Source organism: Massilia sp. CCM 8734 (assembly GCF_011682155.1).
GTDB classification, from domain to species: domain Bacteria; phylum Pseudomonadota; class Gammaproteobacteria; order Burkholderiales; family Burkholderiaceae_D; genus Telluria_A; species Telluria_A rubra.
Genome location: NZ_WHJI01000040.1, coordinates 23,371 through 48,406, shown reverse-complemented (window position 1 = coordinate 48,406; position 25,036 = coordinate 23,371). Strand labels below are relative to the sequence as shown.

Here is a 25,036-nt window from a genome sequence, read left to right as displayed (position 1 = left end):
ACCTGGGACGGTCCATATTTCGCCGCTTTCTCGGCCAATAGCTCGCTATTGGCACTGCGAAATCGTCAAAATCTGGCCTCGCCCAGCTATTTTTTCGCTTCGACTCCCCAAGTCCGACAGGCTGCTAGCTGGTTATCCAAATGAAGGGCTGTTGCTGCGGGCCGCTGAACATGGGGCCGGTCACGGGATAGTTGGTCAGCACCAGCGCATCGGTCCTGACCCTGCCGCGCGGATCGGTCAGCGCCACTTCCAGCAGTTTGCGCCCGTTGACCAGGCCGCTGACGACGCCCTCGCTCCGCTTGCCGGCCGCCGCCATGGGCGGGTCGATGCGGCGGCCATTGAGCCGGAATGCCAGCCTGCCTTCCAATCCGGCCGGCGCGGCCACCTCGACGCGCGCGTCGCCGCCGGATACATAGTCCGGCTCGCCGGAAAGCACCCGCAGCGTGATGCCCGGCTCCGGGGACGGGATGGCGCCCGTGCATCCGGCCAGGGCGATAGCGGCAAGCGTTCCGGGCTTCAAGCATGTCCAATGGTTCATGGCAAAAGTCCTCCGGCGGAGTGTGCAACACAAAGTATTGTCAATCTTGCTCTGCCGTTTGCCGCCAGCATTGGCGACAGTCAGTCGGCCGGACATTGTTCCAACCCCTTGCGTACGCTAAAACAACACCTTGGCAAGTAGCGTCGGGAGCAGCTTTTCTACGCACGCCGCATGGCGCGCCAGTCGCCCGTAGAGGAAACGGCGCGCCGCCCCTGCGCGCGCCGCGCCGGCATGTCCTGGACGCTGCGGATTCTGTTTGCATGGGGCATTACTCAGAGTAGACTGGATCATCAACGCAAGCTGGGGAACACCGAAGCATGCCTGCCCGATTTCGCACCGCTGTTCATCAACCGACGCACCCGGCACACCCCGGCGCCGGCGCCCTTGTCCTGTCCACGCCGTCCCGTTCGCACTCCCTTTCCTCACGCCGCGACTGACCTTCAAAAGGAAGCCCCATGCCCGCACTCTCCGCATTTTTTCAGAACGTCAAACTCCCGGTGATTTCCGAAGTGGCCCACGCGCTCATCAAGACGCTGGACGATGAAGATGCCTCGGCCAAGGCGATCAGCGCCATCATCGCGCGCGATCCGTCGCTCACCGCCAAACTGATGCGCCTGGCCAACAGCGCCCGCTTCGGCGTCTCGCGCGGCGTCAATTCGCTCGACGACGCCATCGCCATGACCGGCATGGCGCACGTGCGCACCCTGGCGCTGGCAGCTTGCTTCGCCGAATCGTTTCCCGACCTGCCAGGGCTCGACAGCGATGAATTCTGGAAAAGCAGCATGGCTTGCGCCGGCTACGCCAAGTGGCTCTCGACGGGCCTCGGCAACGACGGCCAGGATGCCTGGCTGGCCGGGATGATGGTGCGCCTGGGCGAACTGCTGATTTACCAGGCCGAGCCGACCGCGTTCGCCGAAATCGAACAGCAGCCGCACTTGCCGGGCGGACGCTGGGAGCGCGAGCAGCGCTTGCTGGGGTTTTGCGAAGGGGAAATTACTGCCGAGTTGGGCCGGCGCTGGAACTTTCCGGTGCCGATCGTGCGCGCGCTGGAATGCTCATCGGACCCGATGGCGGCGCACCCGTTCAGCAAACTCGGCGCCATCATCCACCTGGCCAGCCTGCTGGCCGATACCCCGAGCGACGACCCGGAGATTCTCGATACGCTGCCGGCCGACATCGTCACCGCCCTGCAACTGAACGATGAGTGGATGAAGAAGAAGTTTCCTTCGCATAGTTCGTTTTCGGCGGCGCCGTAGCGGACGCCGTAAGCGCCGGCGCGGATTAATCCCCCGCCAGCGCCAACCCGCCCATGGCCGGATCGCTGATCGCATCCTTGCCCGTTTCCACGCGGCCGGCAAAGCGCCGCACGTAGCCGGGCAATTCGCTCACGCGCACGCTGAAGTCGTACCAGTTGCCGCAATCGCACAGCGGCCAGGCTTGCTCCGATATGGCGCCGGCCGCCACCGTCACATTCCACGCCGGCGCATCAAAGTAGGCGTTGGCCTTGAGCACAAAGGTGGCCGCCACCGCGCCATCGTTGCGCAACTTGGCCGAGACGGCGCCGTTGACGATGTCGTAGCACACCTGGATTTCCGGCTGCGGCCCCTGGCGCGACGCCGTGCCGCTGAAGTGACGGTGAAAACCGTTCGGCCCAAGCACCCACAGGTCGTACTTGCCCATCTGCTCGCCCAGCGCCCAGGCCCCGTTCAAGTCCTTGCCCGCTTCCACCGTGTAGCGTCGTGGCGGCTTGTTCAGCTGGTTCTGGTCGTACACATGGAACACCGCCGCCGCCGCGCCCGTGTTCGAGAACAGCAGTTCGACCTCGACCTTGTCGGGATGCACGCGCGCGCTCACGTGCAGCTCGTACGGCAAGGCGCGCGAGGGCCGCGTGCCGGCCACCTGGGTCGGCAGTTCGGGCAAGGCCGGCAGGTCCGGGGTCTTGGTGTCGCCCAGCGCGCGGGCGCGCGCGGCCAGCGCCTTGGTGTCCGGCAAGGCGGTCGCAAACGCGGCGCCGTCCGGGTTCTTGAAGTTGAAGGCACTCATCAGGTCGCCGCACACGGCGCGGCGCCACGGCGTAATGGTCGGTTCCATCACCCCGAAACGGGTTTCGATGAACCGAATCACCGAGGTGTGGTCGAACACTTGCGAATTGACCCAGCCGCCCTTGCTCCACGGCGAAATCACATACATCGGCACGCGCGGACCGAGCCCGTACGGGCGGTGCATGAGGGCCGCCGCTTCGCTCGTTTCGGTGGAAGCGATCTCATGATATTCGCCTACGGTGCTGACGGTCGAGGCGCCGGCCAGCAGCGCTTGCTTCGGGTCGCTGTTCCATTGCACATACGATGGCGCGGCAGGCGGCGGCACGTGGTCGAAAAAGCCGTCGTTTTCGTCGAACATCAGGAACAGCACGGTCTTGCTCCAGACCTCGGTGTTCGAGGTCAGCGCGTCCAGCACGGCCGCGGTGTACTCGGCGCCCTGCGCCGGGCTGGACGGGCCGGGATGTTCCGAACCTTCGGCCGTGGCGACAATGAACGACACCTGCGGCAGCTTGTTGCCCTGCACGTCGAGCTTGAGCTGGTCGAGGTCGCGCGTGCTCATGCCCCGTTCGCGCAACTGCGGATCGGACCCGGGCAGGTTGGCGAAGGCATCGCGGAAGCGCCGGAAGCCGGCCAGCGGATTGTCGGTAAAATTGTCGGCCATGTTCTGGTACACCTGCCAGCCGATGCCGGCCGCCTGCAAGCGTTCCGGATAGGTGAGCCAGGCGTAGCCGCCGGTCGGGTCGTGCTCGACGCTGTCGTAGCTGTTGCCGATCACCGGGCCATGACCCTGCTTGAGCGGGTCGTTGGCGCCGGTCCAGGCGTACACCCGGTTCGGGTTGGTGCCGCCCTGGAACGAGCAGTGGTAGGCGTCGCACATGGTAAACGCGTTGGCCAGCGCGAACTGGAAAGGAATATCGGCTTCCTTGTAGTAGCCCATCGAATGGTTTTGCTTGTGGGTCGGCCAGGTGTCCATGATGCCGTGGTTCCACGCGTACTGCGCGTTCGGCCAGCTGTGCGGCGTGCCCGACACCCGCATGGCATTGAAGCTTTGCTGGGTATTCAGATGGAAGGGCGCGATCACGCGCGGCGCCGCCGGCACGCTGTCGTTGAGCTGGTACCAGACCCGGTGCTTGCCCATTGCATTCGAGGCCGGCAGCGGAATCGGGAAGCGGTCGCCGAAACCGCGCACCCCTTTCAGGGTGCCGAAGTAATGGTCGAAGGAACGGTTTTCCTGCATCAGGATCACGATATGCTCGACATCCCGGATGGTGCCGGTGCGGTTGTTGGCCGCGACCGCAAGTGCCCGGCTGATCGCGGGCGGAAACATGGAAAGCGCGGCGGCGCTAGCGCCGACCTTGGCGGCCTGGCGCAAGAACGCGCGTCTGCTGGTGGGTGTCATCGTCATTTTTTGTCGGTTTTATCGGGTGGCGCGAGGTCCCCGCGAGGGAAAGCGGCGCTCACGGGGCACAACGCATGCTGGCTGACTTGGCGCTGCAGGCGCGCGACGGATCGGCCGCGCCGGGCGCGGGCGCCGGTTCTTGCGCGACCGGCGCCGCCGGCGCCGGGTCGTCGTTGCCGCAGGCGGCCAGGCTTGCGCCCATCAGCGCGGCAAACAGGAGGCGCGCGGCAAGGGGCGTGCAGCGGGGTGTTGGCGGGCAATACTGCATGGCTGTCTTTCTTGAAAAATCATCAGGGTCGTGACCTGTCTTACAGGCAAGAAAGATAATATTGCTCTAATGTTACGGCAGAGTGACACCCGCATGACCTTGCTATTACACATTATTTCCAGATATCGATGAGATAACTATCCGGCGTGTTGCTTTTCAGGCGGGCCGACGCACTTTCCGCATGCCTGCGCCAGTCAATGTTTGACTGTCCACTTTCTATGGCGTAACTTTTCCTGAAAGTACTTTATTCAGGCTTGACGGCCGCCCGATCCGGCTTCCCCGTCAGACCCGCAGTGGCGTGCTCGCGCGATCCGCGCAAGCCCGGCTGGCCGCCTGCAGCGATGCGGGGCGGCAATCGCACTCTGTCGCCAGCCAGCCCCGGTGGCGTTCCAAACAGCTCCCAAAAACCCGTTGCGCATGCTATCTTTCACAAGACAGACCAGCTCGCAGATCGCACGCACAAGGACGTCACCATGAATATTGCCTTTCTCGAATCGATGAGCATTGCGAAGAAACTTGCCACATTGATCATCAGCAGCATCATCGGCATCGTGGTCCTGACCGCGCTCTTCCTCATTTCCGAAAAACGCATGATCCTGGAAGAGCGCCAGAACAATGTGCGCCAGGCGGTCGAGACCGCGCACGGCATCATCGCGTATTACCACGGGCTGTCCGAAAAGGGGGGCATGAGCCGCGCCGACGCGCAAAAAAACGCGCTGGCCGCCATCAAGGTGCTGCGTTACAGCAATACCGAATATTTTTGGGTGCAAGACCAAAGCCCGATGGTGTTGATGCATCCAATCAAGCCGGCGCTCGACAATACCGACGTCAGCGCCAACAAGGACCCGACCGGCAAGCATTTTTTCGTCGAGTTCGCCCAGACCGTGAAAACCAGCGGCGCCGGCTTCGTGTTTTACATGTGGCCCAAGCCGGGCAGTGAGAATCCTGTGCAAAAAGTGTCGTACGTCAAAGGCTTCGCGCCGTGGGGCTGGATTGTCGGCTCGGGCGTCTACATCGATACCGTCGACGCCGCCATCCACGCGCGCTTGCTCAGCTTCTCGCTGGGCGCGCTGGCGCTCGCTGGCGTGCTGCTCGGCATCGGCCTGCTGATCGGACGCGGCTTGCTGCGCCAGCTCGGCGGCGAACCCGGCTACGCGGCCGGCATCGCGCGCAGCATCGCCGAGGGCGACCTGAGCATCAATATCGACCTCAAGCACAACGACAGCAGCAGCTTGCTGCACGGCATCCGCACCATGCGCGACGACCTGGCCAAGATCGTGATGCAGGTGCGCATGGGGACCGACACCATCGCCACCGCATCGAGCCAGATCGCGTCCGGCAACCTCGACCTGTCCTCGCGCACCGAGCAGCAAGCCAGTTCGCTGGAAGAAACCGCCGCCTCCATGGAAGAGCTGACCGGCACCGTCAAGCAAAACGCCGACAACGCGCGCCAGGCCAACCAGCTGGCGGCCACTGCGTCCGAGGTGGCCATGCAGGGTGGCGCGGTGGTGGCCCAGGTGGTCGACACCATGGCCTCGATCAACGACTCGTCGAGGAAAATTGTCGACATCATCAGCGTGATCGACGGCATCGCCTTCCAGACGAATATCTTGGCGCTGAACGCGGCGGTGGAAGCGGCGCGCGCCGGCGAACAGGGCCGTGGGTTTGCCGTGGTCGCCTCGGAAGTGCGCAACCTGGCCCAGCGCAGCGCCGCGGCCGCCAAGGAAATCAAGACCCTGATCGGCGATTCGGTCGAGAAGGTATCGGTCGGCAACAAGCTGGTGGCGGACGCCGGCGGCACGATGGACAATGTGGTGGCTAGCGTACGCCGGGTGACCGACATCATGGCCGAGATTTCGGCCGCCAGCCACGAGCAGAGCGCCGGCATCGCCCAGGTCAACCAGGCGATTGCCCAGATGGACGCGGCGACCCAGCAAAACGCGGCGCTGGTCGAAGAAGCGGCAGCCGCCGCCGAGAGCATGCAGGACCAGGCCGCGCGCCTGTCGCAGGTGGTCGGCGTGTTCCGCCTCGACGGCATGGTCGGCGCCACGGGCGAGCGCGGCACCCTGCCGGGCCGCTCCCCGGCCCGGCGGCGCCTGCCATAAACAGCGCCGCTGTCCGCCACCGGCTGCATGAATTGCCAGATTCAATTGCCTGGTCACATGTGGACAAAACGCCTTTTAAACGGCGCGCCCGTCCCCATGTGGGTAAGACCGCGCTGCACTATCAGAGGCCGCGCCGCCCCCTTACCGACCCAAGGCATCGACAATGATCCCCTTTTCCGTACTCGACCTGTCCCCGATCACCCAAGGCAGCACCGCGCGCGTTTCTTTCCAGAACACGCTCGACCTGGCGCAGCATGCCGAACGCTGGGGCTTTAACCGCTACTGGCTGGCCGAACACCACGGCATGCCCGGCATCGCCAGCGCCGCCACCGCCGTGCTGCTCGGCTACGTGGCCGGCGGCACCTCCACCATCCGGGTCGGCGCCGGCGGCGTGATGCTGCCGAATCATTCTCCGCTGGTCATCGCCGAACAATTCGGCACGCTCGAGTCGCTCTATCCCGGCCGCATCGACCTCGGCCTGGGGCGCGCTCCCGGCTCGGACCAGGCCACCGCGCGCGCCATGCGCCGCAACCTGCAGTCCGACGCCGACGAATTCCCGCAAGACGTGGTCGAGCTGATGGATTATTTTGCGGAAAACTCGCGCCGCCCGGTCATGGCCGTGCCCGGCGCGGGCTTGAAGGTGCCGGTCTGGATCCTCGGTTCGAGCCTGTTCGGCGCCCAGCTGGCCGCCCACCTCGGCCTGCCGTATGCCTTCGCTTCGCACTTCGCGCCGGCCCAGATGATGCAGGCCGTGGACTTGTACCGCGCCCAGTTCCGCCCGTCGGCCCAGCTCGACAAGCCCTACGTCATGCTCGGCTTTAACGTCTTCGCCGCCGATACCGACGAGCAAGCCGCGCTGCTGGCGACCTCGATGCAGCAAGCGTTCGTGAACCTGCGCAGCGGCCGTCCGGGACGCTTGCAACCGCCCGTGTCAGGCTACCTCGACGCCCTCGGCCCGCAAGAACGCGCCATGCTCGACCAGGTGCTGTCGTGCTCGGCCATCGGTTCGCCGCACACGGTCGAGCGCCAGTTGCAGCAGTTCATAGAACGTACCGGCGCCGACGAGCTGATGATCACCTCGCAGGTGTTCGATCACAAGGCGCGCCTGCACTCCTACGAGATCGTCGGCCAGATCCACGCCGAGGCGCACGCGCCGGCCTGAAATCGCATATATTCCTCCCGCTTTCCATTCATTACTTCATACAGGAGCATGCACTTATGAACAGCAAAACCTCGCAAGCCCCCATGGTCGACCTCGGCATTGCCGACGACGACCGCAAGCAAGTCGTCGAAGGCCTGTCGCGCCTGCTCGCCGACAGCTACACCCTGTACCTGAAAACCCATCAGTACCACTGGAACGTGACCGGTCCCATGTTCCAGACCCTGCACACCATGTTCATGACCTTATACAACGAGCAGTGGCTGGCGGTCGACCTGATCGCCGAGCGCATCCGCGCGCTGGGTGAACTGGCGCCGGGTTCCTATCAGCAATTCGCCGCGCTGACCTCGATCACCCCGACCAGCGGCACGCCGAACGCCAAGGAAATGATTCGCGACCTGATGGAAGGCCAGGCCACCGTGGTGCGTACCGCGCGCGCCCTGTTCAGCGTGGCCGAAAAAGCCAACGACCAGCCAAGCTGCGACCTGCTGACCCAGCGCATGCAGACGCACGAAAAGTACGCCTGGATGCTGCGCAGCCTGCTGGAAGACTGATCCCCCGCGCCAGCCGCGCCGCGCGCCCGGCTGGCGCTTGCCTGCGACCGAACGTCGCATCGCGCGCACACGCGCCGTCGCCAACGCCCTTTGCTGCATCGCAGCATGCTAGTATTGAAAAATCAATCACTTTCCCGGGGCTGGCAGATGAAACGTGTGATTTTCAACCAGAAGGGTGGCGTCGGAAAATCGACGATTGCGGTCAACCTGGCAGCCATCGCGGCCCATGAGGGCAAGAAAACCCTGCTGATCGACCTCGATCCGCAGTGCAACGCCAGCCGCTACCTGCTCGGCGCGGCCATGAACGAGGTGGCCCCGACCATGGGCGCCTACTTCGAGCAGATGCTCAACTTCATCGTCTTCCCCAAACCAGCCGCCGACTTCGTCCATCCCACCCCGTTCGCCAATTTGTCGATCATGGTCTCGCACCCGGAACTGGGCGACTTGCAGGCCAAGCTCGAATCGCGCCACAAAATCTACAAGCTGCGCGATACCCTGAACGAACTGGCCAGGGACTTCGATGACATCTTTGTCGACACCCCGCCCGCCTACAACTTCTTCACCCAGTCGGCCCTGATTGCCGCCGACCGCTGCCTGATCCCCTTCGATTGCGACGATTTTTCGCGCCAGGCGCTCTACACCCTGGTGGCCAACGTGGCCGAGATCAAGGCCGACCACAATCCCGCGCTTGCGATCGAAGGCATCGTCGTGAACCAGTTCCAGGCGCGCGCCCTGCTGCCGCAGCGCCTGGTGAACGAACTGAGCGCGGAAGGCTTGCCGGTGCTCGCCAACAAGCTGTCGAGTTCGATCCGCATCCGCGAATCGCACGACCGCAACCTGCCCATGATCCACCTCGACCCGCGTCACAAGCTGAGCCAGGAAATGCTGGCGCTGTATCACGAACTGCAGGCCGCATAAGGCTGGCCTCGCACCGCGGTCGGTTCGCCGGGGCGCGCCAATGCTGATGCGGCCGCGCGCGCCGGCGCGCCCTGCGCACGGTGTTTGATCTATCTCAAACACCGTGCGCCGGACGGCCGCGCCAGGCGGCGCTGGCGAACCACTCCCGCCGCACCCGGTCAAACTCCCATCAGCTAATGAGCTAAACGGGAGAACACCATGATGATGTATCGATCCATGTTTCCAGGCGATGTGTTCGCCGAATTGGACCGCCTCCAGCGCGAAATCGAGCAAACCTTGGACCTCGGTCCCAGCATTCGCGGGCTGGGCCGTGGCGGGTTTCCGGCGCTCAATGTCGGCAGTACGCCGCACAGCGTCGAGATGTACGCGTTCGTGCCCGGGCTCGACCCGGCATCGATCGACGTCCAGCTCGAACACGGGGTGCTGACCATCGCCGGCGAGCGTGCCGACGATCTGTCGAGCGCGCAGCAGCAAGCCACGGTCCAGATCAACGAACGCTTCGCCGGCCGCTTCAAGCGGGTGGTCAGCCTGCCGGACGACATCGACCCCGAATCGGTGTCGGCACAGTATCGCGATGGCGTGCTGCACGTCACCGTGGCGCGCCGCGAGGCAACGCAGCCGCGCCGTATTTCAGTTCACTGAACAGGAGAGCGCACCATGACGAGCAACGAGAATGAACACAGCGAAGAACACAGCGGCGCGGCAAGCGCGGCAGGTACGGCCAGCCAGGCGGGCAATCCGGGGCCGATGGGTGATCCCTCAGATGCCGCCATTGCCGGCAGCGCGGGCAATACCGGCAATGTCGGCGGCGCTAGCGCGGCCACCGGCAGCGGCGCTGGCAGCGAGGTGGGCGGCGAGGAGATGCGTAGCGCCGGTACAGGCGGCGCTGGTGATGCCGGTTCAGGCGGCGCTGATGATGCCGGCGGCCAGTCCGCCGGTTCCGCCAGCGACCAGGGCGGTACGGCGGCGGGCGCCGGCGAGATGACCAGAACCCGCTCCACGGACCAGGCCGGCGGCGGCGGCATCGCGGCCCGCACCGGCATCCTGATACCGCCGGTGGACGTGATCGAAGACGCCAACGGCATCACGCTGCTTGCCGACATGCCGGGAGTGTCCAAGGACAAGCTCGACCTGCGGCTGGAAACGAACAGCCTCACCATCAACGGCGCCGTCTCGCTTGATGTACCGGAAGGAATGGAATCGCGCTACGCCGAGGTCAAGCACCAGCAATACCAGCGCACGTTTGCATTGTCGAAGGAGCTCGATGGCGAACAGGCCAGCGCGGAACTGACCCACGGGGTACTCAAGATCCGCATTCCAAAAACGGCGCACGCGCAACCGCGCAGGGTGCAGATCAAGGTCGCGTAACTGATGGATGGGTCCGTCGCCTTCGACCACGATGATCCGGACCGCAATCCCGGCGTGGCTGGCCGGCCTTGCCTTACGGGTGGCCGACCACCGACGCGCTGGCCATCAGTTCGTCGATCAGCGCCAGCGAATTCTTGCCCGACATGGCATGCGGATTCAATCCCGGCAAGTCTGAAAAACGCAGCAGGGTCGACGGATTGATGCGCGCCAGGTTGGCCTTGCCCATGGTCCAGCCGGCGTAGCGCCGCTCGTTGATTTCTTCATAGTGCAGCAGCACCACATCGGTATGGCGCGGATCGCGCACGATTTTCGCGTACAGCCCGTTGATCGCCTCGCGCCCGCCTTCGAGCACCTGCATGTAGACGTGCTCGCTGTGGCACAGGATGCCCGTGATGCCCTGGGCGGGATTGTGCGCGTGCGACTGGCACATGATGTCGTGGATCGTATCGGGCTGCGGCGAAGCAATGGCGCGGCTGGCGTACAGGAGACGGACGAGCATGGTGTGATTCTCCGAAGATCAGCGTTTAATCAGGGACAAAAACTCGCGCCGCAGCGCCGGATCTTTCAAAAACGACCCGTGCATGACGCTGTTGATCATTTTCGCATCCATATCCTTCACGCCGCGCCACTGCATGCAAAAATGGTCCGCTTCCATCACAACCGCCAGCCCGTCCGGCTGCATTTTTTCCTGCAACAAGTCAGCCAGTTGCACCACGGCTTCTTCCTGGATCTGCGGACGGCTCATGATCCAGTTGGCGATGCGCGCGTACTTCGACAAGCCGATCAGCGCCGAATGCTCGTTCGGCATCACCCCGATCCAGACCTTGCCGATCACCGGGCACAGGTGGTGCGAACACGCGCTGCGCACCGTGATCGGGCCGATAATCATCAGCTCGTTCAAATGCGATGCGTTGGGAAACTCGGTGACCGGCGGCATCGGCACATAACGGCCGCCGAACACTTCGTTGATGAACATCTTGGCCACGCGGCGCCCGGTGTCCTGGGTGTTGTGGTCGCTGACGGTATCGATCACCAGGCTCTCGAGCACGCCTTGCAGCTTGGCGCTGACCTCGTCGAGCAGCTCGTCGAGTTCGCCCGGCTCGATGAAACGCGCGATATTGTCGTTGGCGTGGAAGCGCGTCTTGCTGGCGACCAGGCGCGCGCGGATGCGCTCCGACACTGTCACGGTGCTGGGTTGGTATTCGGTAGTCAGTCCGTTCGACATGCTCAATTCCTGTTTAAAAAGATAAAAATGGCGGCCCGGCTCACGCCAGCCCATCCGGCAGCGGCAAGCCTTCGGCGCGCGCCAGCCGTTCCAATGCATGTTCCAGCAAGGCGCGCGCTTGCGCCGCGGCCTGCCCCAACTCCTGGTGCAAGGCCGCGTCGCCCGGATTGCGCGCTCCGCACTGCATACTGTAACGCTCAAAACTGCCGATCATCAGCAAAATCTCGGCCAGGTGACGCGGACATTCGCAGATCACGCTGTTGCTGGCCGCCGCCAAGGCCGCCAGCGCCTGCTCGTCCAGCCGGCGCGGCGCCACTGCGTCGGCGCGCTGCGCCAGCGGCGCGCGTGGCGGCGCGGCAAGAGGCGCGCGCCGGGACGGCAAGGCCACCTGGCACAACAATGCTACCTCGGCCATGTCGGACGGCGCGCGCGCCACCAGGCAACCGAGCGCGCGCAGGTGGCGGATCGTGGCGCTGGCGCAAAAGCGGTACAGCACCACCGCCGCCGGCGTGCCGCACGCCAGGCGCGCCGCCGCCACCAGCGGCAGGGCCGCATCGTCCAGTTCCGACAATTCGATCAGCAGCACGTCGGCGCCGACGCCGCGCAAGGCGACAGGCGCCTCGTCCAGCCGGGCGCAGGAATGGCGCACATCGAGCGTGCGCAACTCGCGCCCGCCGGCGGTCAACTGGCGCGCCAGTCCCGCGCCCACCACCGCTACCCGGATCGGGCCGCTGGCCCCGGCATCGGTTTCCAAAGGCTCGGCCAGGTGCTGGAGCTGTTCCAACGGCAAATGGGCCATGGCGCCGATCGGATGGCCCTGGTCGACCAACTGCTTGATCAGGCTCAGCCTGCGCACCTGGGCGCTCGAATACAACCGTTGCCCACGCGCCGAACGTTGCGGCGTCGACACGCCATAACGTCGCTCCCACACCCGCAAGGTTTCGACGGGCAAGCCTGCCAGACGCGCGGCCACGCCGCTGCGATAGGCGCCGGTGTCGTCGGAGCGCACCGTATCGTGATCGGTAGAAAGTTCATTCATGGCGTCATCCCTCATGTTGAACCGCTTGTGAACCGTGAAAAATCAATTATACCGCTTCAAATCATGGACAGTTGGAAGCGCCTCAAAAAGCGCCGGGCGCAAGAAAAAGTCGCGGCGAGCATGGCATCTGACGTATATTTATCTTGTTGCAAGTCGGAACAATCCAACAACCTGAGGACAATCATGATGAACAAGATGTTGATGAGCTGCGCCCTGCTGGCCTTCACCAGTGCCGCCTTCGCTGCGCCCGAGACAGCGGCGCCAGCGGCCAAGTCGGCGCAGCAGAACAAGATGGTGAGCTGCAACGCCGACGCCAGTGGAAAAAAGGGCGACGAGCGCAAAGCCTTCATGAAGGAATGCCTGAGCGCCAAGCCGGCGGCCCCGGCCGCCACGCCGCAGCAGAACAAAATGAAGACCTGCAATGCCGATGCGGCGGGTAAAAAGGGCGACGAGCGCAAGGCGTTCATGAAAAGCTGCCTGAGCGCCCCCAAATAACCCCACCCCGGTGTTCAGGCGCCGGGACGGCGCCCGCCCAGGTCTACTCCGGTGTCACTCCAGTCTCACTCCGGTGTCCACTCCGGTGTCAGGTCTGACAATCGGACACGAGCTGGACAATCCAGGGAGCGCCCAACTGCCTGGAAATGCCGAGGCCGTGTCCGATTGTCCGACCTGACACCGGAGGTGGAAATGCCGAGGCCGTGTCCGATTGTCAGACCTGACACCGGAGGTGGAAATGCCGAGGCCGTGTCCGATTGTCAGACCTGACACCGGAGGTGGTCAGGCGCCGGGACGGCGCCCGCCCGGCGTCACCCCGCCCAGCCGGTACGACAATCCCACATAGACCAGCCGTCCATCGGAGCGCCGCAGGCTGCTTTCGCGCAGGATGTCGCTGTCGATCCGCGTCTGGGTCTTGTTCGAATCGAACACATCCGTCACGTTCAGCACCACATTCAGGCGCGGCGTCAGGCTGTGCCGGAAGCTGAGATTGAGCGTCGCATTCGGCTCCCGAACGCCTTGCCCGATCAAGGTCTTGCCCTGCCTGTTGAGCACCACCTGCAACTGATCCGCCGCACTCACCTGATAATTGATGCGCCCGCGCACGTTGAGCGAGGTGGCCGAGCGCCGCACCGCCGCACCGCCGCTGTTCAGGTACGCCTGCTCGCTATACCCCACATTCCCGCTGGTGCTCAGCGACAAAGTCTTGCCGACTTTTCCGCCCAGCCTGAACTCCAGCCCGCCCGACTGACGGCTGCCGCCGTTGTCGCGCGTGGTCAGGAGCACGTTTTCGCCAATAAAATAGCGCCGCTCGGAAATCAGGTCGTGTTCCTTGCGCAAAAACGCGCGCAGGTTGGTCGCCACCGGCCCCAAGGTGGTATCGAGGCCGAGCTCGAGCGAATCGGCCTCCGACGGCAGCAATCCCGGATTGCCCGACGATACATTGAGCTCATCCCGGTACACCACGAAGGGATTGAGGTCCCCCGCCGCCGGACGCTGGATGCGATGCGCATAAGACAGCCGCACGGTGCTCTGGTCGGATGCCTTGTAACTGATAAAGAAGCTCGGAATCGTGCTCAGGTAGTCGTTGCGCGCTGCCGTGCGCGCCGTCAATTGCCGGATATCGAGCCGGGTATATTCGGCCCGCAAGCCGCCCAGCACGCCCCAGCGTTCGTCCACCCGCCACTGCCACGAGCCGTACAGCGCGGCCGTGGTTTCGTCGAGCTCGAAGCGGTTGCTGCGCGCCGCGTTATCGGTCTCGTCCATGGTGAGCGCATCGATGTTGACGTAGCGCGCGTCGACGCTGCCGGCGTTGCGCGCCAGTTTGTAGCCAAGCTTGAGCATGGCCGCATCCACCGAGCGCTCGTAGTCGCCGGTCCAGTCGGTCATCCGGTTGCGGATGCCGCTGCCCTGGCGGCTGAACGCGCGCTGTCTGCCGTCGCTGTCGTAGACATAACGATGCGCGTACGCGCTGTCGTTGCGGTTGCTGCTCGACGATACGCGCAGATCCATCTTGAACGGTTCGCCGTCGGCATCGCCCTTGTGCTCGCCGCGCACACCCCAGCTATTGCTCCCGCTACTGCCGCTGCGCTCGCTGGTGCGCGTGACATCGCTGTCCAGCTCGCCCGTCGCGCTGTGGTTCGCATAGTGGTCGCGCCCGTGCTGGTCGTTGCTGCGCTTGCTGTACGCGATCGTCGCGGCCAGCTTGCTGCGCGTGCCCAGGTTGTAGCCCACGCCGCCATTGATGCCGAACGCATCGTTGAGCCCTTCCCCGCGCGCTTCCTGGGTGCTGCGCCGCACTGCCCCGCTGACCGGATCGATGCGCTCGCGCGCCACCGTGGCACGCGTATCGCGCCCGTCATGGCGCACGTTGACGCCACCCTGGAAACTGAACCGTCCCTGGTTGTAGCTGCCCGACAGCGCCGTGTTGGCGCGCCCGCCCGTGCCCGCATTCAGGTTGGCCACGCCCATGCCGCCGGCACCCCGGTTGCGCCGCGTTACCAGGTTGATGATCGGCCCGCCGCCGCCGTCGTTGCCGAACTGCGCCCCCGGGTTGTTGATCACTTCCACCGATTCGATATCGTCGGCGGCCATCGCGGCCAGCGCCGCACCACGGTTCTCGCCCTGCAACATGGCCGACGGCTTGCCATCGATCAGGATCTGCACATTGTTGTTGCCGCGCAGGCTGACGCTGCCGTCCAGATCGACCGCCACCGATGGCACATTGCCCAGTGCATCGGCCGCCGAGCCGTTGCTCGTGCTCACGTCCGCCTTGATGTCGTAGACCTGGCGGTCGATGCGGTTGCTCGGGCGCTCGCCTTCGACCGTGACCGAGGGCACGGCAAGGTCGCCTTCCGGCGGCGGCTTGGGTGGCGCGCTTCGGGCGGCCTGCGTGATGGCGGGCGGAGTACCGGCGCCCGGCGTACGGGCGGCCGGCGTACGGGCAGCCGGCGTACCGGCGGCCGGCGTACGGGCAGCCGGCGTACCGGCAGCCGGCGTACGGGCAGCCGGCGTACGGGCAGCCGGCGCCAGCGCGCCTTGCGCCTGCGCGACATGCACCGCGCACAGGGCCAGCAGCGCCAGCAGTGCCAGCGACCATGGTCTTGCGTGGCGGGCGCCGGCGGCGCCGGGCAATCGAAACTGCTTCATCGGAAAACTCGGGCGACATCCAGGCGCTGGATGGGGATTGATGGAATTGTCCAGCGGGCACTATACACAGGCTGCGCTCATAACGTTCCGTCAATCAATTGATTCAGTCGCCGCCAGGGCCGCGCCCAACGCGTCAATACGTCGCTGGCGAAATAATTTGGCTCAACACAGGCACTTTCTTGCAGCATGCGTGTCTTATATGTTCGGTGGGCTCGGCCGAGCTCCTCCTCTCCCCGCAGAAACACCATGCAACGATGCTAGCGGCCCTATCCCACTCCCTCTCCGCCGTCACGATCGACGCCTTGCTGGAGCACATTGTCGTGATCGACCAGCGCGGCATGATCGTGTCGGCCAACAAGGCCTGGCGCGACTTCGCGCTCGCCAACGGCGGCGATCCGCTGCGCGTGTGCGAAGGCATCAACTACCTCGATGTGTGCGACCGCGCCGCCTTGTGCGGCTGCAGCGACGCCGCCCGGGTCGCCTCCCTGGTGCGCGACATCCTGGCCGGCCGCTGCCGCAGCGCCACCTTCGACTATCCCTGCGACGCCCCGCACGAGCCGCGCTGGTTTTCCCTCAAGATCAGCGCGCTCGACCATGAGGGCGCGCCGGCCCTGGTGCTGGTGCATGACAACATCACCACGCTCAAAAGCTGCGAACGCCAGATCCAGTTCCAGGCCAGCCTGCTGGCCTCGGTCGAGCAAGCCGTCATCGCCACCGACGTGGCCGGCACTATCCTGTACTGGAACCCGTTCGCCGAAAAGCTCTACGGCTGGGCGGCCGCCGAGGCGATGGGCCGCAACATCATCGACCTGGTGCCGGCCGAAACCTCAGCCGAACGCGCCGCCCAGATCATGGCGCGATTGCAGGCCGGGTGCAGCTGGTCGGGCGAATTCCTGGTGCGCAACCGCGACGGCACCACCTTTCCCATGCACGTGACCGCCTCCCCGATCCGCGACGACCAGGGCCGCCTGATCGGCGTGATCGGCATTTCCACCGACATCAGCGAATGGAAAAAGGCCGAGCGCGCGCTGAACCTGTCGGCCATGGTGTACGAGGCCATCGGCGAAGCGATCATGATCACCGCGCCGGACGAGCGCATCGTCGCCGTCAATCCCGCGTTTATCCGCCTCTCCGGCTATGCCGAGCCGGAGCTGATCGGCCAGCCGGCCCGCATGCTGCTGACGGGCGTGCTGGGCCGGGAGCACAACGGCGAATTGCTGCAGCGCCTGGAAAAATCGGGCCACGCGCAGGGCCGGGTGTGGACGCGTCACAAGAACGGCGACGAATGCGCCGAATGGCTGCGCATCGACACCATTTACGACGAACGCGGCCAGGTGAAGTTCCGCGTGAATATGTTTTCCGGCATCACCGACCAGAAACTGGCGGAAGACACCATCTGGCGCCAAGCCAACTTCGACTTCCTCACCGGCTTGCCCAACCGCAGCATGTTCCACGACCGGCTCACGCACGAACTGCGCAAGTCGCACCGCTCCAACCTGCCGCTGGCGCTGATGTTCATCGACATCGACCACTTCAAGGAAGTCAACGACACCCTCGGCCACGATACCGGCGACAAGCTGCTGCGCGAGGTGGCGGCGCGCCTGTCGTCCTGCATCCGCCAGGCCGACACGGTGGCGCGTCTGGGCGGCGACGAATTCACCGTCATCCTCGGCGAGCTCGACGAGCTCGACAGCGTCGAGCGGGTCGCCCACGGCATGCTCGCCGCGCTCGCCAAACCCTTCGTCATCGGGGTCGAAACGCTGTACCTGTCCGGCTCGATCGGCATCACCCTGTTCCCGCACGACGCCAGCGACGTCGACACCCTGCTCAAGAACGCCGACCAGGCCATGTACGCGGCCAAGAATCGCGGGCGCAACCAGTTCAGCTACTTCATGCCCGCCATGCAGCGTGCCGCGCAGAACAAGATGCGCACCTTGAACGACCTGCGCGCCGCGCTCGCGCAGGGCCAGTTGCGGGTGCTGTACCAGCCCATCGTCGACCTTTCCAGCGGGCGCATCCGCAAAGCCGAAGCGCTGCTGCGCTGGGAGCATCCGCAGCGCGGCGCGGTCAGCCCGGCCGAATTCATCCCGCTGGCCGAGGAATCGGGCCTCATCGTCGGCATCGGCGAATGGGTGTTCCAGCAAGCGTTCCACCAGGCCATGCGCTGGCGCGGCAACATCGATCCGGAATTCCAGATCAGCGTCAACATGTCGCCGGCCCAGTTCCGGCGCCAGTCATGCGGCAACGGGCAACCCTTGCATGCGCCGCATCTGCGCAGCCATCCGGTGCTGGGGCGCTACGCCGGCACCGAAATCGTGGTCGAAATTACCGAAGGCATGCTCATGGAATCGACCCACAGCATCCACGAACAACTGCTGTCGTTTCGCGAAAGCGGCATCCAGATGTCGCTCGACGACTTCGGCACCGGCTATTCCTCCCTGTCCTACCTGAAAAAATTCCACATCGACTATCTGAAGATCGACCAGTCCTTCGTGCTCAAGATGGTGGCCGGCTCGGACGACCTGGCCTTGTGCGAAGCGATCGTCGTCATGGGCCACAAGCTCGGCATCAAAGTCATCGCCGAGGGCGTCGAAACGCAGGAACAGCGCGACCTGCTGACCGGCGCCGGTTGCGATTTCGGCCAGGGCTACCTGTTTTCGCGGCCGCTCACCGCCGCCCAGTTCGACCGCCTGCTGCGCTGCCACGATACGCGCCGCTAAGCGGTGCACCAAAACGGATGCGCCGCCGTGGTGCAGCGCTCGCCTCCAGCCGCGCCCGCACGATATTTTCCGCCTCAAAATCAAGCACTTGCATCGACGCACCAAAATGGAACGATTATTGCTTACTTCAAGGACGTCAATACTTCCATGCACCTTTATCGGGAATCGTCCAATGAACGGAACCAACCACGCCGCCGACGCGCTGTTTATCTTGCTCGGCGCCATCATGATCCTGGCGATGCACGCCGGCTTCGCCTTTCTGGAACTGGGCACGGTGAGGAAAAAGAACCAGGTCAACGCCCTGGTCAAGATCCTGGCCGACTTTGCCGTCTCGACGATTGCCTATTTTTTCATCGGCTACGGCATTTCCTACGGCGTCGATTTTTTCGCCAGCGCCGACGTGCTGGCCGAGCGCAATGGCTACGAACTGGTCAAATTCTTCTTTTTGCTCACCTTCGCGGCCGCCATTCCGGCGATTGTCTCGGGCGGCATTGCCGAGCGCGCCAAGTTCCATCCCCAACTGATCGCCACCGCCTTGCTGGTCGGCTTCGTTTATCCCCTGTTCGAAGGCATTGCCTGGAACGAGCGCTTCGGCATCCAGGCGGCCCTGAAACTCGCCTTCGGCGCCGGCTTCCACGACTTTGCCGGCTCGGTCGTGGTGCATGCCGTGGGCGGCTGGATCGCCCTGCCCGCCGTGCTGCTGCTCGGTGCGCGCCGCGGGCGTTACGGGCGCAACGGCGCCATCGCCGCCCATCCACCCTCCTCGATTCCCTTTCTCGCGCTGGGCGCCTGGATCCTGGCGGTGGGCTGGTTCGGCTTTAACGTCATGAGTGCGCAAACGCTCGACAAGATGAACGGCCTGGTCGCCGTCAATTCGCTCATGGCCATGGTCGGCGGCACCCTGGCCGCGCTGGTGCTCGGCAAGAACGATCCCGGCTTCACCTACAACGGCCCGCTGGCCGGGCTGGTGGCCGTGTGCGCCGGCTCGGACCTGATGCATCCGCTCGGCGCGCTGGCCACCGGCGCCATTGCCGGCGCGATTTTCGTGGCCATGTTCACCCTGACGCAAAACCGCTGGAAGATCGACGACGTGCTCGGCGTGTGGCCGCTGCACGGCCTGTGCGGCACCTGGGGCGGCATCGCGGCCGGCATCTTCGGGCTGAAAAGCCTGGGCGGCATGGGCGGGGTGGCCTTCATGTCGCAACTGGCCGGCACCGCGCTTGGCGTGGCCATCGCGCTCGCCGGCGGCTATCTGGTGTATGGCGTACTGAAAAAGACCATGGGCTTGCGGCTGGACCCGGAGCAGGAATTCCAGGGCGCCGATTTGTCGATCCACCACATTTCATCGACACCGGAGCGGGAATCGAACTGGTAGCGCACCGGAGGGGGAGCCTTGCAACATTGGCCATACCGAACTAAAATCAGGCGAGCATGTACACCCCCCCTCACGCCTTACCCCGGATCCACATAATCAATGAAGAAACCCTCTGCGCCGCAAGAATCGACCTCGGCTGAGCCGCGCCTGTACCGGGTCGTGGCCACCCGCATCCAGGCACTGATCCGCGACGAGAGCATCAAGGCCGGCGAACGCCTGCCGGCCGAGCGCGACCTGGCCGCCAAGCTGAGCGTGAGCCGGGCCTCGTTGCGCGAAGCGCTGATCGTGCTCGAACTGAGCGGCATTGTGGAAGTGCGCGGCGGCTCGGGCGTGTATGTCAGCGAGCAAGCCACGGCGCAGGCCGATGTGCCCGAAGTCGGGCCAGGCCCGTTCGAAGTGCTGGCCGCGCGCCGCATGATCGAGTCCGAAGTGGCGGCGCTGGCGGCCAAGATGGCCACCGATTCGGCGATCGACGCGATTTTGACGGCGGTGCTGGAGATGGAACACCATCACGAGGACCGCGCCAGCAACGAGCAGGCCGACCGCAATTTTCACCTGGCGATCGCACGCGCCACGGGCAATACGGCGCTGGTCGGCGTGGTCGATTATCTGTGGAACCAGCGCGGCAGCTTGTGGCACAAGCTCAAGGAACATTTCCAGACCGAGGATTTGCGCGTGACCACCTTGACCGACCACCGCAAGATTCTCGAGGCGATCGCCTCGCACGATGTGGCCGGCGCGCGCCAGGCCATGCGCGCGCACCTGGAACGCGTCACGCGCACCTTCTCGCGCGGATAAGCCGTGGCGGCCTTGCCCGCACCCTTGCACCCGCGCTGGAACCACCACAATAGAGGAGTACAGCATGCCCTATCACGTCGAACCGGTTGCCTTCGTCCACGCAGCGCGCAGCGCTCCCGAGGATGACCTGTGGGGTGGCGAACAGGCACGTATCGTGCTGGTGGACGCACTGCAGCCGGCCGCCCTTGCCGGACTGGCGTCGTTCTCCCATGTCGAGGTGCTGTTCCTGTTCCACCAGGTGGCAGCGGAAAAGATCACCTACGATGCGCGCCACCCGCGCAACAACCCGGACTGGCCGCAAGTCGGTATTTTTGCCCAGCGCGGCAAGAACCGGCCGAACCGCATCGGCAGCACCATCTGCCGCCTGCTGTCGGTCGAGGGCAAGGTCTTGACGGTGGCCGAGCTCGACGCTATCGATGGCACGCCGGTACTGGACATCAAGCCCGTGATCCGCGAATTCCTGCCGCGCGAGGCAACCCGGCAGCCCGCATGGGCCACCGAGCTGATGCGTGATTACTGGTCCGGCAAGCCGTAAAACCCGGCTTCACCTTCAAAACGCCCAACTGGCAAGTCCACCTTGATTAATTGGTCAGGCCAAACTAGAATTGGCCTAACCATAAAGGCAATTCTAATCAGGAGACACGCCGTGCCCACACCACCCCGGTTCCCGCAACCGAAGCTACTGCTTTCCTCTATCGCCATCGCGGTCCTGACCCTGATGAACCAGGCCTCGGCCCAGCAGGGCGACGGCGGCATGACCCGGATTGAAGTCACCGGTTCCTCCATCAAGCGCCTGGCCAGCGAAAACGCCCTGCCCCTGACCACCATCAAGGCCGAAGACCTGGTCAACCGCGGCCTGACCACGATGTCCGAAGTGGCCACCTCGCTCACCGCCGGCGCGACCAATGAACCGGTCGGCGGCGGTGGCGGCGGCACCATGATCAATATGCGCGGCCTGAACACCAACCGCACCCTGGTCCTGCTCAACGGCCGCCGCCTGGCCAACGAAGCCATTGGCGACAGCGCGATCAACGTCGACGTCATCCCCATGAACGCCATCGAACGGGTCGAAGTGCTGCGCGACGGCGCCTCGGCCATCTACGGCACCGACGCGATTGCCGGCGTGGTCAACTTCATCACCAAGCGGGCCATTTCCGACACCACCGCCAGCGCCAGCGTCATGGCGCCCGAACGCAGCGGCGGCGGCGAGCAGCGCCGCTTCAGCCTGACCAGCGGCACCGGCGACCTGGCCAAGGATGGCTGGAACGTCTACGCCGCCTTCGACACCCAGAAACGCAGCGCCCTGATGCAGCGCGACCGCCCCAACATCAGCGATCCGGACGACATCGCCCGCCTCGGCGGCACGGCGTTTACCAGCAACACCTCCGGTTCCTCGTCGGCGCCGGCCAACTACACCGTCTACGCCAACGGCAAGCCGACCAGCGTCACCGGCAACCCGTATTTCGGCGCCGGCTGCGTCGCCCCGTACCAGGGCCAGTACACCATCCCCTCGACCAAGCCGAGCGGCGCCGGCAGCAAGACCTGCGTGCTCGACCCGAACCTGTATCCGCAACTGCTGGCCGACAACAAGCAAACCACCCTGCTGACCAAGGGCAGCCTGCGCCATGGCGACGGCAATCTGCTGACCGTCGAACTGCTCAGTTCCGAATCCTACATCGACGCCCTCAATCCGCCGCAGCCGTTCGGCGCCCAGACCGACTACGACAAGCTCAACCCCGGCCTGCGCAAACCGCTGATGATCACCAAGGCCAGCAAATGGTATCCCGGAGGCGCAGGCGGCGTGCCCGCCGTGGCCGGCCTGAACGGCGCCGACCTCGCGCTCACCTGGAGCCTGGACGAACTCGGCCCGGCCATCACCGACGACCGCCAGAACAGCCACCGCCTGGTGCTCACCGAAGAAGGCCAGTTCAAGGGCTGGGACTACAAGGCGGGCTTTAACTACGCCTACAGCAAGCGCACCGTCACATTCCTGAGCGGCTACCTGCGCACGCCCGAGCTGTACAAGGGCGTGGCCGACGGCGTGTTCAACCCCTTCGGACCGCAGGACGCAGCCGGCCAGGCCTACCTGGAAAGCATCTCCGCCGACGGCCTGGTCAACCGTCGCGCCGAAGTCCACTACTACGGCCCCGACCTGACCCTGAACCGCGAACTGACGACCCTGGGCGGCGGCGCGCTGGCGCTCGCCGTCGGCGCCGACCTGCACCGCGAAACCTACCGCGACGCCTCCGGCGACATTGGCGACGCGGTGGTCTACAAAGTCTCCGGCACGCCCAACCGCTACCCGCATGGCGCGCGCACCGTGCTCGGCACCTACCTGGAACTGGACGCGCCGTTCACCAAGCAGCTCAACCTGAACCTGGCCGTGCGCGCCGACCGCTTCAGCGACTTCGGCACCACCTTCAACCCCAAGGCCAGCGTGCGCTACGAGCCATCCAGGGCCCTGATGCTGCGCGCCACCGCCAGCACCGGTTTCCGCGCCCCGACCCTGCCCGAACTGTACGGCACCCCGCAAACGCGCGTGCCGTCCACCTCCAAGTGGGATGACCCGCTGCTGTGCCCGAGCGCCACCCCCGGCGTGAGCGGCACCGGCGCGCTCACCACCGACCCGAAATACGCGGGCCTGAACCTGGACGCGGCCAAGGTCTGCGGCAGCACCCTGACGGTGCTGACCGGCGCCAACCCCGACCTCGAGCCGGAAAAATCCAAGACCTTCACCGCCGGCATCGTCATCGAACCGATCAAGAACCTGGTCGCCTCGCTCGACTTCTGGAACGTCGAGATGACAGGCACGATCGCGCAGATTTCAGAAGACACGATCTTCGGCGACGTCAACAAATACAACAATCTGTTCGTACGCAATGCCGACGGCACCCTGGCCTACATCACCAAGACGCGCCTGAACATGGGCGGCCTGCGCACCCAGGGCATCGACGCCAGCCTGAACTACACCCTGCCGACCGCCAGCATGGGGCGCTTCGGCATGTCCTTCGACGGCACCTACGTCAACAAATACGAAGGCCAGAACGAAGAAGGCGGCGACTGGATCGACAGCGTCGGCAAACCCGGCGCGCTCTCGACCGGCGCCACCTCCGCCAACACCTACGTCTTCAAATGGAAGCACAACCTGCGCCTGTCGTGGAGCCGGGGCGGCTTCGGCACCCAGCTGACGCAGTCCTACACCTCGCGCTACATCGACACCAACGCCTTGCCGAGCCAGAAACCGGGCCAGCCCTTCTACAACGAAATCGAGCCCTACATCCTGTACAACCTGAGCGCCAACTACGCCTGGAACAAGCGGCTCAAGTTCACCTTTGGCGTGAACAACCTGCTCGATGTCGACCCGCCGCTGTCGAACCAGCGCCTCAGTTCGCGCGTGGTATTCGCGCAAAACATCGCCAAGCCGATCGGCCGCGCCTACAACATACGCGTGAACTACACCTTCTGATGATGAAGCCATTTTCTTCCCTGATAGCGGTCGCTGGCCTGGCGCTGGCGGTCGCCGCGCCCGCGCATGCGGCCGCTGAAGCGGCCAGGCCGGCGCGCCTCATCCTCGTCGGCGACTCGACCATGGCGACCCGCTCCGGCTACGGCGACGCCCTGTGCCAGCGGCTGCGCGCCGGCGCGGCCTGCATCAACCTGGCGCGTGGCGGACGCAGCTCCGGCAGCTTTCGCGCCGAGGGGCGCTGGGACGAGGTGCAAGCGCTGCTGCGCGACGGCGCGGCGTACAGCGCCAGCTACGTGCTGATCCAGTTCGGCCACAACGACCAGCCGGGCAAACCGGGGCGCTCGACCGACCTGGTGACCCAATTCCCGCAAAACATCGCGCGTTACGTGAGCCAAGCGCGCGCGCTCGGTGGCGTGCCGGTGCTGGTCACGCCGCTGACGCGGCGCAGCTTCAAGGGTGCGTACTTGCGCGACGACCTCGGTCCGTGGGCATCCGAAGTGCGGCGCGTGGCGAAAGAGAGTGGCACATTGCTCGTCGACCTGAACAAGATCAGCGCCGACGCCGTGCAAGCGATGGGGTCAAACGAAGCCGACACACTGGCGCAAGCGCCGCCGCCGGACCCGGCTGCGGCGCCCGTGGTGGCGGGGTCGGGTGCGGCGGTCGAACCGCAAGGCGCACCAAAAACCAGCTTCGACCGCACCCACGTTGGCGCCAAAGGTGCGGCCCTGTTTTCCGGCATGGTCGCGCGCGAACTGCGGCGCCAGATTCCCGCCTTGCGCCCCGCCCTCGCCCCCGAGCCATAAGCCCCAAGGTTCAACATTCCTACAACCAGGCTCTACCCCGGTGTGGATGCAAATGTCGCGTATCCCTTTTCACTCTGAGTCCCGAGCCATGTCCCAGCGTCTGACCTCTCATCTG

The 25,036-nt window shown here is 65.0% G+C and carries 21 protein-coding genes; 14 read left to right on the top strand and 7 right to left on the bottom strand.

From position 1 onward, the window contains the following. Window positions 1-124 precede the first annotated feature (124 nt). Window positions 125-538, bottom strand: coding sequence for a DUF6351 family protein (locus tag F2P46_RS28125; RefSeq protein ID WP_166896477.1), 414 nt, complete (start codon window positions 536-538; stop codon window positions 125-127). A 455-nt stretch (window positions 539-993) separates the two neighbouring features. Here F2P46_RS28125 and F2P46_RS28120 point away from each other — a divergent pair, with 455 nt between their 5' ends. Further along, the gene (locus tag F2P46_RS28120) at window positions 994-1,794 is read left to right on the top strand and encodes an HDOD domain-containing protein (RefSeq protein ID WP_166896475.1); all 801 of its coding nucleotides are present in this window, start codon (window positions 994-996) and stop codon (window positions 1,792-1,794) included. Window positions 1,795-1,819: 25 nt separating this feature from the next. Here the strand turns inward: F2P46_RS28120 and F2P46_RS28115 are convergent, their stop codons facing one another. Together F2P46_RS28115 and F2P46_RS28110 are read right to left on the bottom strand one after the other, a co-directional pair. Beyond that, window positions 1,820-3,979, bottom strand: coding sequence for a phosphocholine-specific phospholipase C (locus F2P46_RS28115; protein WP_166896543.1), 2,160 nt, complete (start codon window positions 3,977-3,979; stop codon window positions 1,820-1,822). 58 nt (window positions 3,980-4,037) lie between these two features. Then, a complete protein-coding gene (locus tag F2P46_RS28110; protein WP_166896419.1) occupies window positions 4,038-4,247 on the bottom strand; it encodes a hypothetical protein in 210 nt (69 codons plus the stop codon). Window positions 4,248-4,720: 473 nt separating this feature from the next. Between F2P46_RS28110 and F2P46_RS28105 the strand changes: the two genes are divergently transcribed. From F2P46_RS28105 to F2P46_RS38330, 6 genes are all read left to right on the top strand, one after another. After that, window positions 4,721-6,352: a methyl-accepting chemotaxis protein gene (locus F2P46_RS28105; protein ID WP_229509492.1), complete on the top strand. Its 1,632-nt coding sequence runs from the start codon at window positions 4,721-4,723 to the stop codon at window positions 6,350-6,352. Between the two features lie 163 nt (window positions 6,353-6,515). Further along, window positions 6,516-7,514, top strand: coding sequence for an LLM class flavin-dependent oxidoreductase (locus tag F2P46_RS28100; protein WP_166896473.1), 999 nt, complete (start codon window positions 6,516-6,518; stop codon window positions 7,512-7,514). A 56-nt stretch (window positions 7,515-7,570) separates the two neighbouring features. Then, window positions 7,571-8,065, top strand: coding sequence for a Dps family protein (locus F2P46_RS28095; RefSeq protein ID WP_166896471.1), 495 nt, complete (start codon window positions 7,571-7,573; stop codon window positions 8,063-8,065). 147 nt (window positions 8,066-8,212) lie between these two features. Then, the gene (locus tag F2P46_RS28090; RefSeq protein WP_166896469.1) at window positions 8,213-8,983 is read left to right on the top strand and encodes a ParA family protein; all 771 of its coding nucleotides are present in this window, start codon (window positions 8,213-8,215) and stop codon (window positions 8,981-8,983) included. Window positions 8,984-9,187: 204 nt separating this feature from the next. Beyond that, the gene (locus F2P46_RS28085) at window positions 9,188-9,625 is read left to right on the top strand and encodes an Hsp20/alpha crystallin family protein (protein ID WP_166896539.1); all 438 of its coding nucleotides are present in this window, start codon (window positions 9,188-9,190) and stop codon (window positions 9,623-9,625) included. Between the two features lie 15 nt (window positions 9,626-9,640). Next, on the top strand, window positions 9,641-10,351 hold the full coding sequence (locus F2P46_RS38330) for an Hsp20/alpha crystallin family protein (protein ID WP_267875893.1): 711 nt from the start codon (window positions 9,641-9,643) through the stop codon (window positions 10,349-10,351). Window positions 10,352-10,424: 73 nt separating this feature from the next. Here the strand turns inward: F2P46_RS38330 and F2P46_RS28075 are convergent, their stop codons facing one another. From F2P46_RS28075 to F2P46_RS28065, 3 genes are read right to left on the bottom strand one after another with little or no spacing between them, the layout of a single operon-like run. Beyond that, the gene (locus F2P46_RS28075) at window positions 10,425-10,850 is read right to left on the bottom strand and encodes a BLUF domain-containing protein (RefSeq protein WP_166896467.1); all 426 of its coding nucleotides are present in this window, start codon (window positions 10,848-10,850) and stop codon (window positions 10,425-10,427) included. An 18-nt stretch (window positions 10,851-10,868) separates the two neighbouring features. Continuing rightward, the gene (folE, locus tag F2P46_RS28070) at window positions 10,869-11,576 is read right to left on the bottom strand and encodes a GTP cyclohydrolase I (protein ID WP_166896465.1); all 708 of its coding nucleotides are present in this window, start codon (window positions 11,574-11,576) and stop codon (window positions 10,869-10,871) included. 40 nt (window positions 11,577-11,616) lie between these two features. After that, entirely contained in the window at window positions 11,617-12,615 is a 999-nt protein-coding gene (locus F2P46_RS28065; RefSeq protein WP_166896463.1) for a MerR family transcriptional regulator, read from the bottom strand. Window positions 12,616-12,801: 186 nt separating this feature from the next. Between F2P46_RS28065 and F2P46_RS28060 the strand changes: the two genes are divergently transcribed. Further along, the gene (locus F2P46_RS28060; protein WP_166896535.1) at window positions 12,802-13,110 is read left to right on the top strand and encodes a PsiF family protein; all 309 of its coding nucleotides are present in this window, start codon (window positions 12,802-12,804) and stop codon (window positions 13,108-13,110) included. Between the two features lie 282 nt (window positions 13,111-13,392). Here the strand turns inward: F2P46_RS28060 and F2P46_RS28055 are convergent, their stop codons facing one another. After that, complete coding sequence (locus F2P46_RS28055; protein WP_166896461.1) at window positions 13,393-15,759, bottom strand: TonB-dependent receptor; 2,367 nt, start codon at window positions 15,757-15,759, stop codon at window positions 13,393-13,395. Between the two features lie 254 nt (window positions 15,760-16,013). Between F2P46_RS28055 and F2P46_RS28050 the strand changes: the two genes are divergently transcribed. The 6 genes from F2P46_RS28050 (at window position 16,014) to F2P46_RS28025 (ending at window position 24,921) form a co-directional block, all read left to right on the top strand. Further along, window positions 16,014-18,479, top strand: a complete 2,466-nt coding sequence (locus tag F2P46_RS28050) for an EAL domain-containing protein (RefSeq protein ID WP_166896459.1) — start codon at window positions 16,014-16,016, stop codon at window positions 18,477-18,479. A 172-nt stretch (window positions 18,480-18,651) separates the two neighbouring features. Next, the gene (locus tag F2P46_RS28045) at window positions 18,652-19,854 is read left to right on the top strand and encodes an ammonium transporter (protein ID WP_166896457.1); all 1,203 of its coding nucleotides are present in this window, start codon (window positions 18,652-18,654) and stop codon (window positions 19,852-19,854) included. A gap of 99 nt (window positions 19,855-19,953) precedes the next feature. Beyond that, on the top strand, window positions 19,954-20,652 hold the full coding sequence (locus F2P46_RS28040) for a FadR/GntR family transcriptional regulator (protein WP_166896455.1): 699 nt from the start codon (window positions 19,954-19,956) through the stop codon (window positions 20,650-20,652). A gap of 64 nt (window positions 20,653-20,716) precedes the next feature. Beyond that, window positions 20,717-21,187, top strand: coding sequence for an SAM-dependent methyltransferase (locus F2P46_RS28035; RefSeq protein ID WP_166896453.1), 471 nt, complete (start codon window positions 20,717-20,719; stop codon window positions 21,185-21,187). A gap of 111 nt (window positions 21,188-21,298) precedes the next feature. After that, window positions 21,299-24,118 (top strand): TonB-dependent receptor, encoded by a 2,820-nt coding sequence (locus F2P46_RS28030; RefSeq protein ID WP_166896451.1) that lies wholly within the window; start codon window positions 21,299-21,301, stop codon window positions 24,116-24,118. Next, window positions 24,118-24,921, top strand: coding sequence for a rhamnogalacturonan acetylesterase (locus tag F2P46_RS28025; protein WP_166896449.1), 804 nt, complete (start codon window positions 24,118-24,120; stop codon window positions 24,919-24,921). The genes F2P46_RS28030 and F2P46_RS28025 overlap by 1 nt, the downstream gene beginning before the upstream one ends. Window positions 24,922-25,036 lie beyond the last annotated feature (115 nt).

What these genes read in the sequence shown, in the direction of transcription:
- F2P46_RS28110 (WP_166896419.1), bottom strand. Translation starts at nt 4,247, where the DNA reads ATGCAGTATTGCCCGCCAACACCCCGCTGCACGCCCCTTGCCGCGCGC.
- F2P46_RS28085 (WP_166896539.1), top strand. Translation starts at nt 9,188, where the DNA reads ATGTATCGATCCATGTTTCCAGGCGATGTGTTCGCCGAATTGGACCGC.
- folE (WP_166896465.1), bottom strand. Translation starts at nt 11,576, where the DNA reads ATGTCGAACGGACTGACTACCGAATACCAACCCAGCACCGTGACAGTG.
- F2P46_RS28100 (WP_166896473.1), top strand. Translation starts at nt 6,516, where the DNA reads ATGATCCCCTTTTCCGTACTCGACCTGTCCCCGATCACCCAAGGCAGC.
- F2P46_RS28055 (WP_166896461.1), bottom strand. Translation starts at nt 15,759, where the DNA reads ATGAAGCAGTTTCGATTGCCCGGCGCCGCCGGCGCCCGCCACGCAAGA.
- F2P46_RS28060 (WP_166896535.1), top strand. Translation starts at nt 12,802, where the DNA reads ATGAACAAGATGTTGATGAGCTGCGCCCTGCTGGCCTTCACCAGTGCC.
- F2P46_RS28050 (WP_166896459.1), top strand. Translation starts at nt 16,014, where the DNA reads ATGCTAGCGGCCCTATCCCACTCCCTCTCCGCCGTCACGATCGACGCC.
- F2P46_RS28125 (WP_166896477.1), bottom strand. Translation starts at nt 538, where the DNA reads ATGAACCATTGGACATGCTTGAAGCCCGGAACGCTTGCCGCTATCGCC.
- F2P46_RS28095 (WP_166896471.1), top strand. Translation starts at nt 7,571, where the DNA reads ATGAACAGCAAAACCTCGCAAGCCCCCATGGTCGACCTCGGCATTGCC.
- F2P46_RS28105 (WP_229509492.1), top strand. Translation starts at nt 4,721, where the DNA reads ATGAATATTGCCTTTCTCGAATCGATGAGCATTGCGAAGAAACTTGCC.
- F2P46_RS28065 (WP_166896463.1), bottom strand. Translation starts at nt 12,615, where the DNA reads ATGAATGAACTTTCTACCGATCACGATACGGTGCGCTCCGACGACACC.
- F2P46_RS28120 (WP_166896475.1), top strand. Translation starts at nt 994, where the DNA reads ATGCCCGCACTCTCCGCATTTTTTCAGAACGTCAAACTCCCGGTGATT.
- F2P46_RS28075 (WP_166896467.1), bottom strand. Translation starts at nt 10,850, where the DNA reads ATGCTCGTCCGTCTCCTGTACGCCAGCCGCGCCATTGCTTCGCCGCAG.
- F2P46_RS28090 (WP_166896469.1), top strand. Translation starts at nt 8,213, where the DNA reads ATGAAACGTGTGATTTTCAACCAGAAGGGTGGCGTCGGAAAATCGACG.
- F2P46_RS28045 (WP_166896457.1), top strand. Translation starts at nt 18,652, where the DNA reads ATGAACGGAACCAACCACGCCGCCGACGCGCTGTTTATCTTGCTCGGC.
- F2P46_RS28115 (WP_166896543.1), bottom strand. Translation starts at nt 3,979, where the DNA reads ATGACACCCACCAGCAGACGCGCGTTCTTGCGCCAGGCCGCCAAGGTC.
- F2P46_RS28040 (WP_166896455.1), top strand. Translation starts at nt 19,954, where the DNA reads ATGAAGAAACCCTCTGCGCCGCAAGAATCGACCTCGGCTGAGCCGCGC.
- F2P46_RS38330 (WP_267875893.1), top strand. Translation starts at nt 9,641, where the DNA reads ATGACGAGCAACGAGAATGAACACAGCGAAGAACACAGCGGCGCGGCA.
- F2P46_RS28035 (WP_166896453.1), top strand. Translation starts at nt 20,717, where the DNA reads ATGCCCTATCACGTCGAACCGGTTGCCTTCGTCCACGCAGCGCGCAGC.
- F2P46_RS28025 (WP_166896449.1), top strand. Translation starts at nt 24,118, where the DNA reads ATGATGAAGCCATTTTCTTCCCTGATAGCGGTCGCTGGCCTGGCGCTG.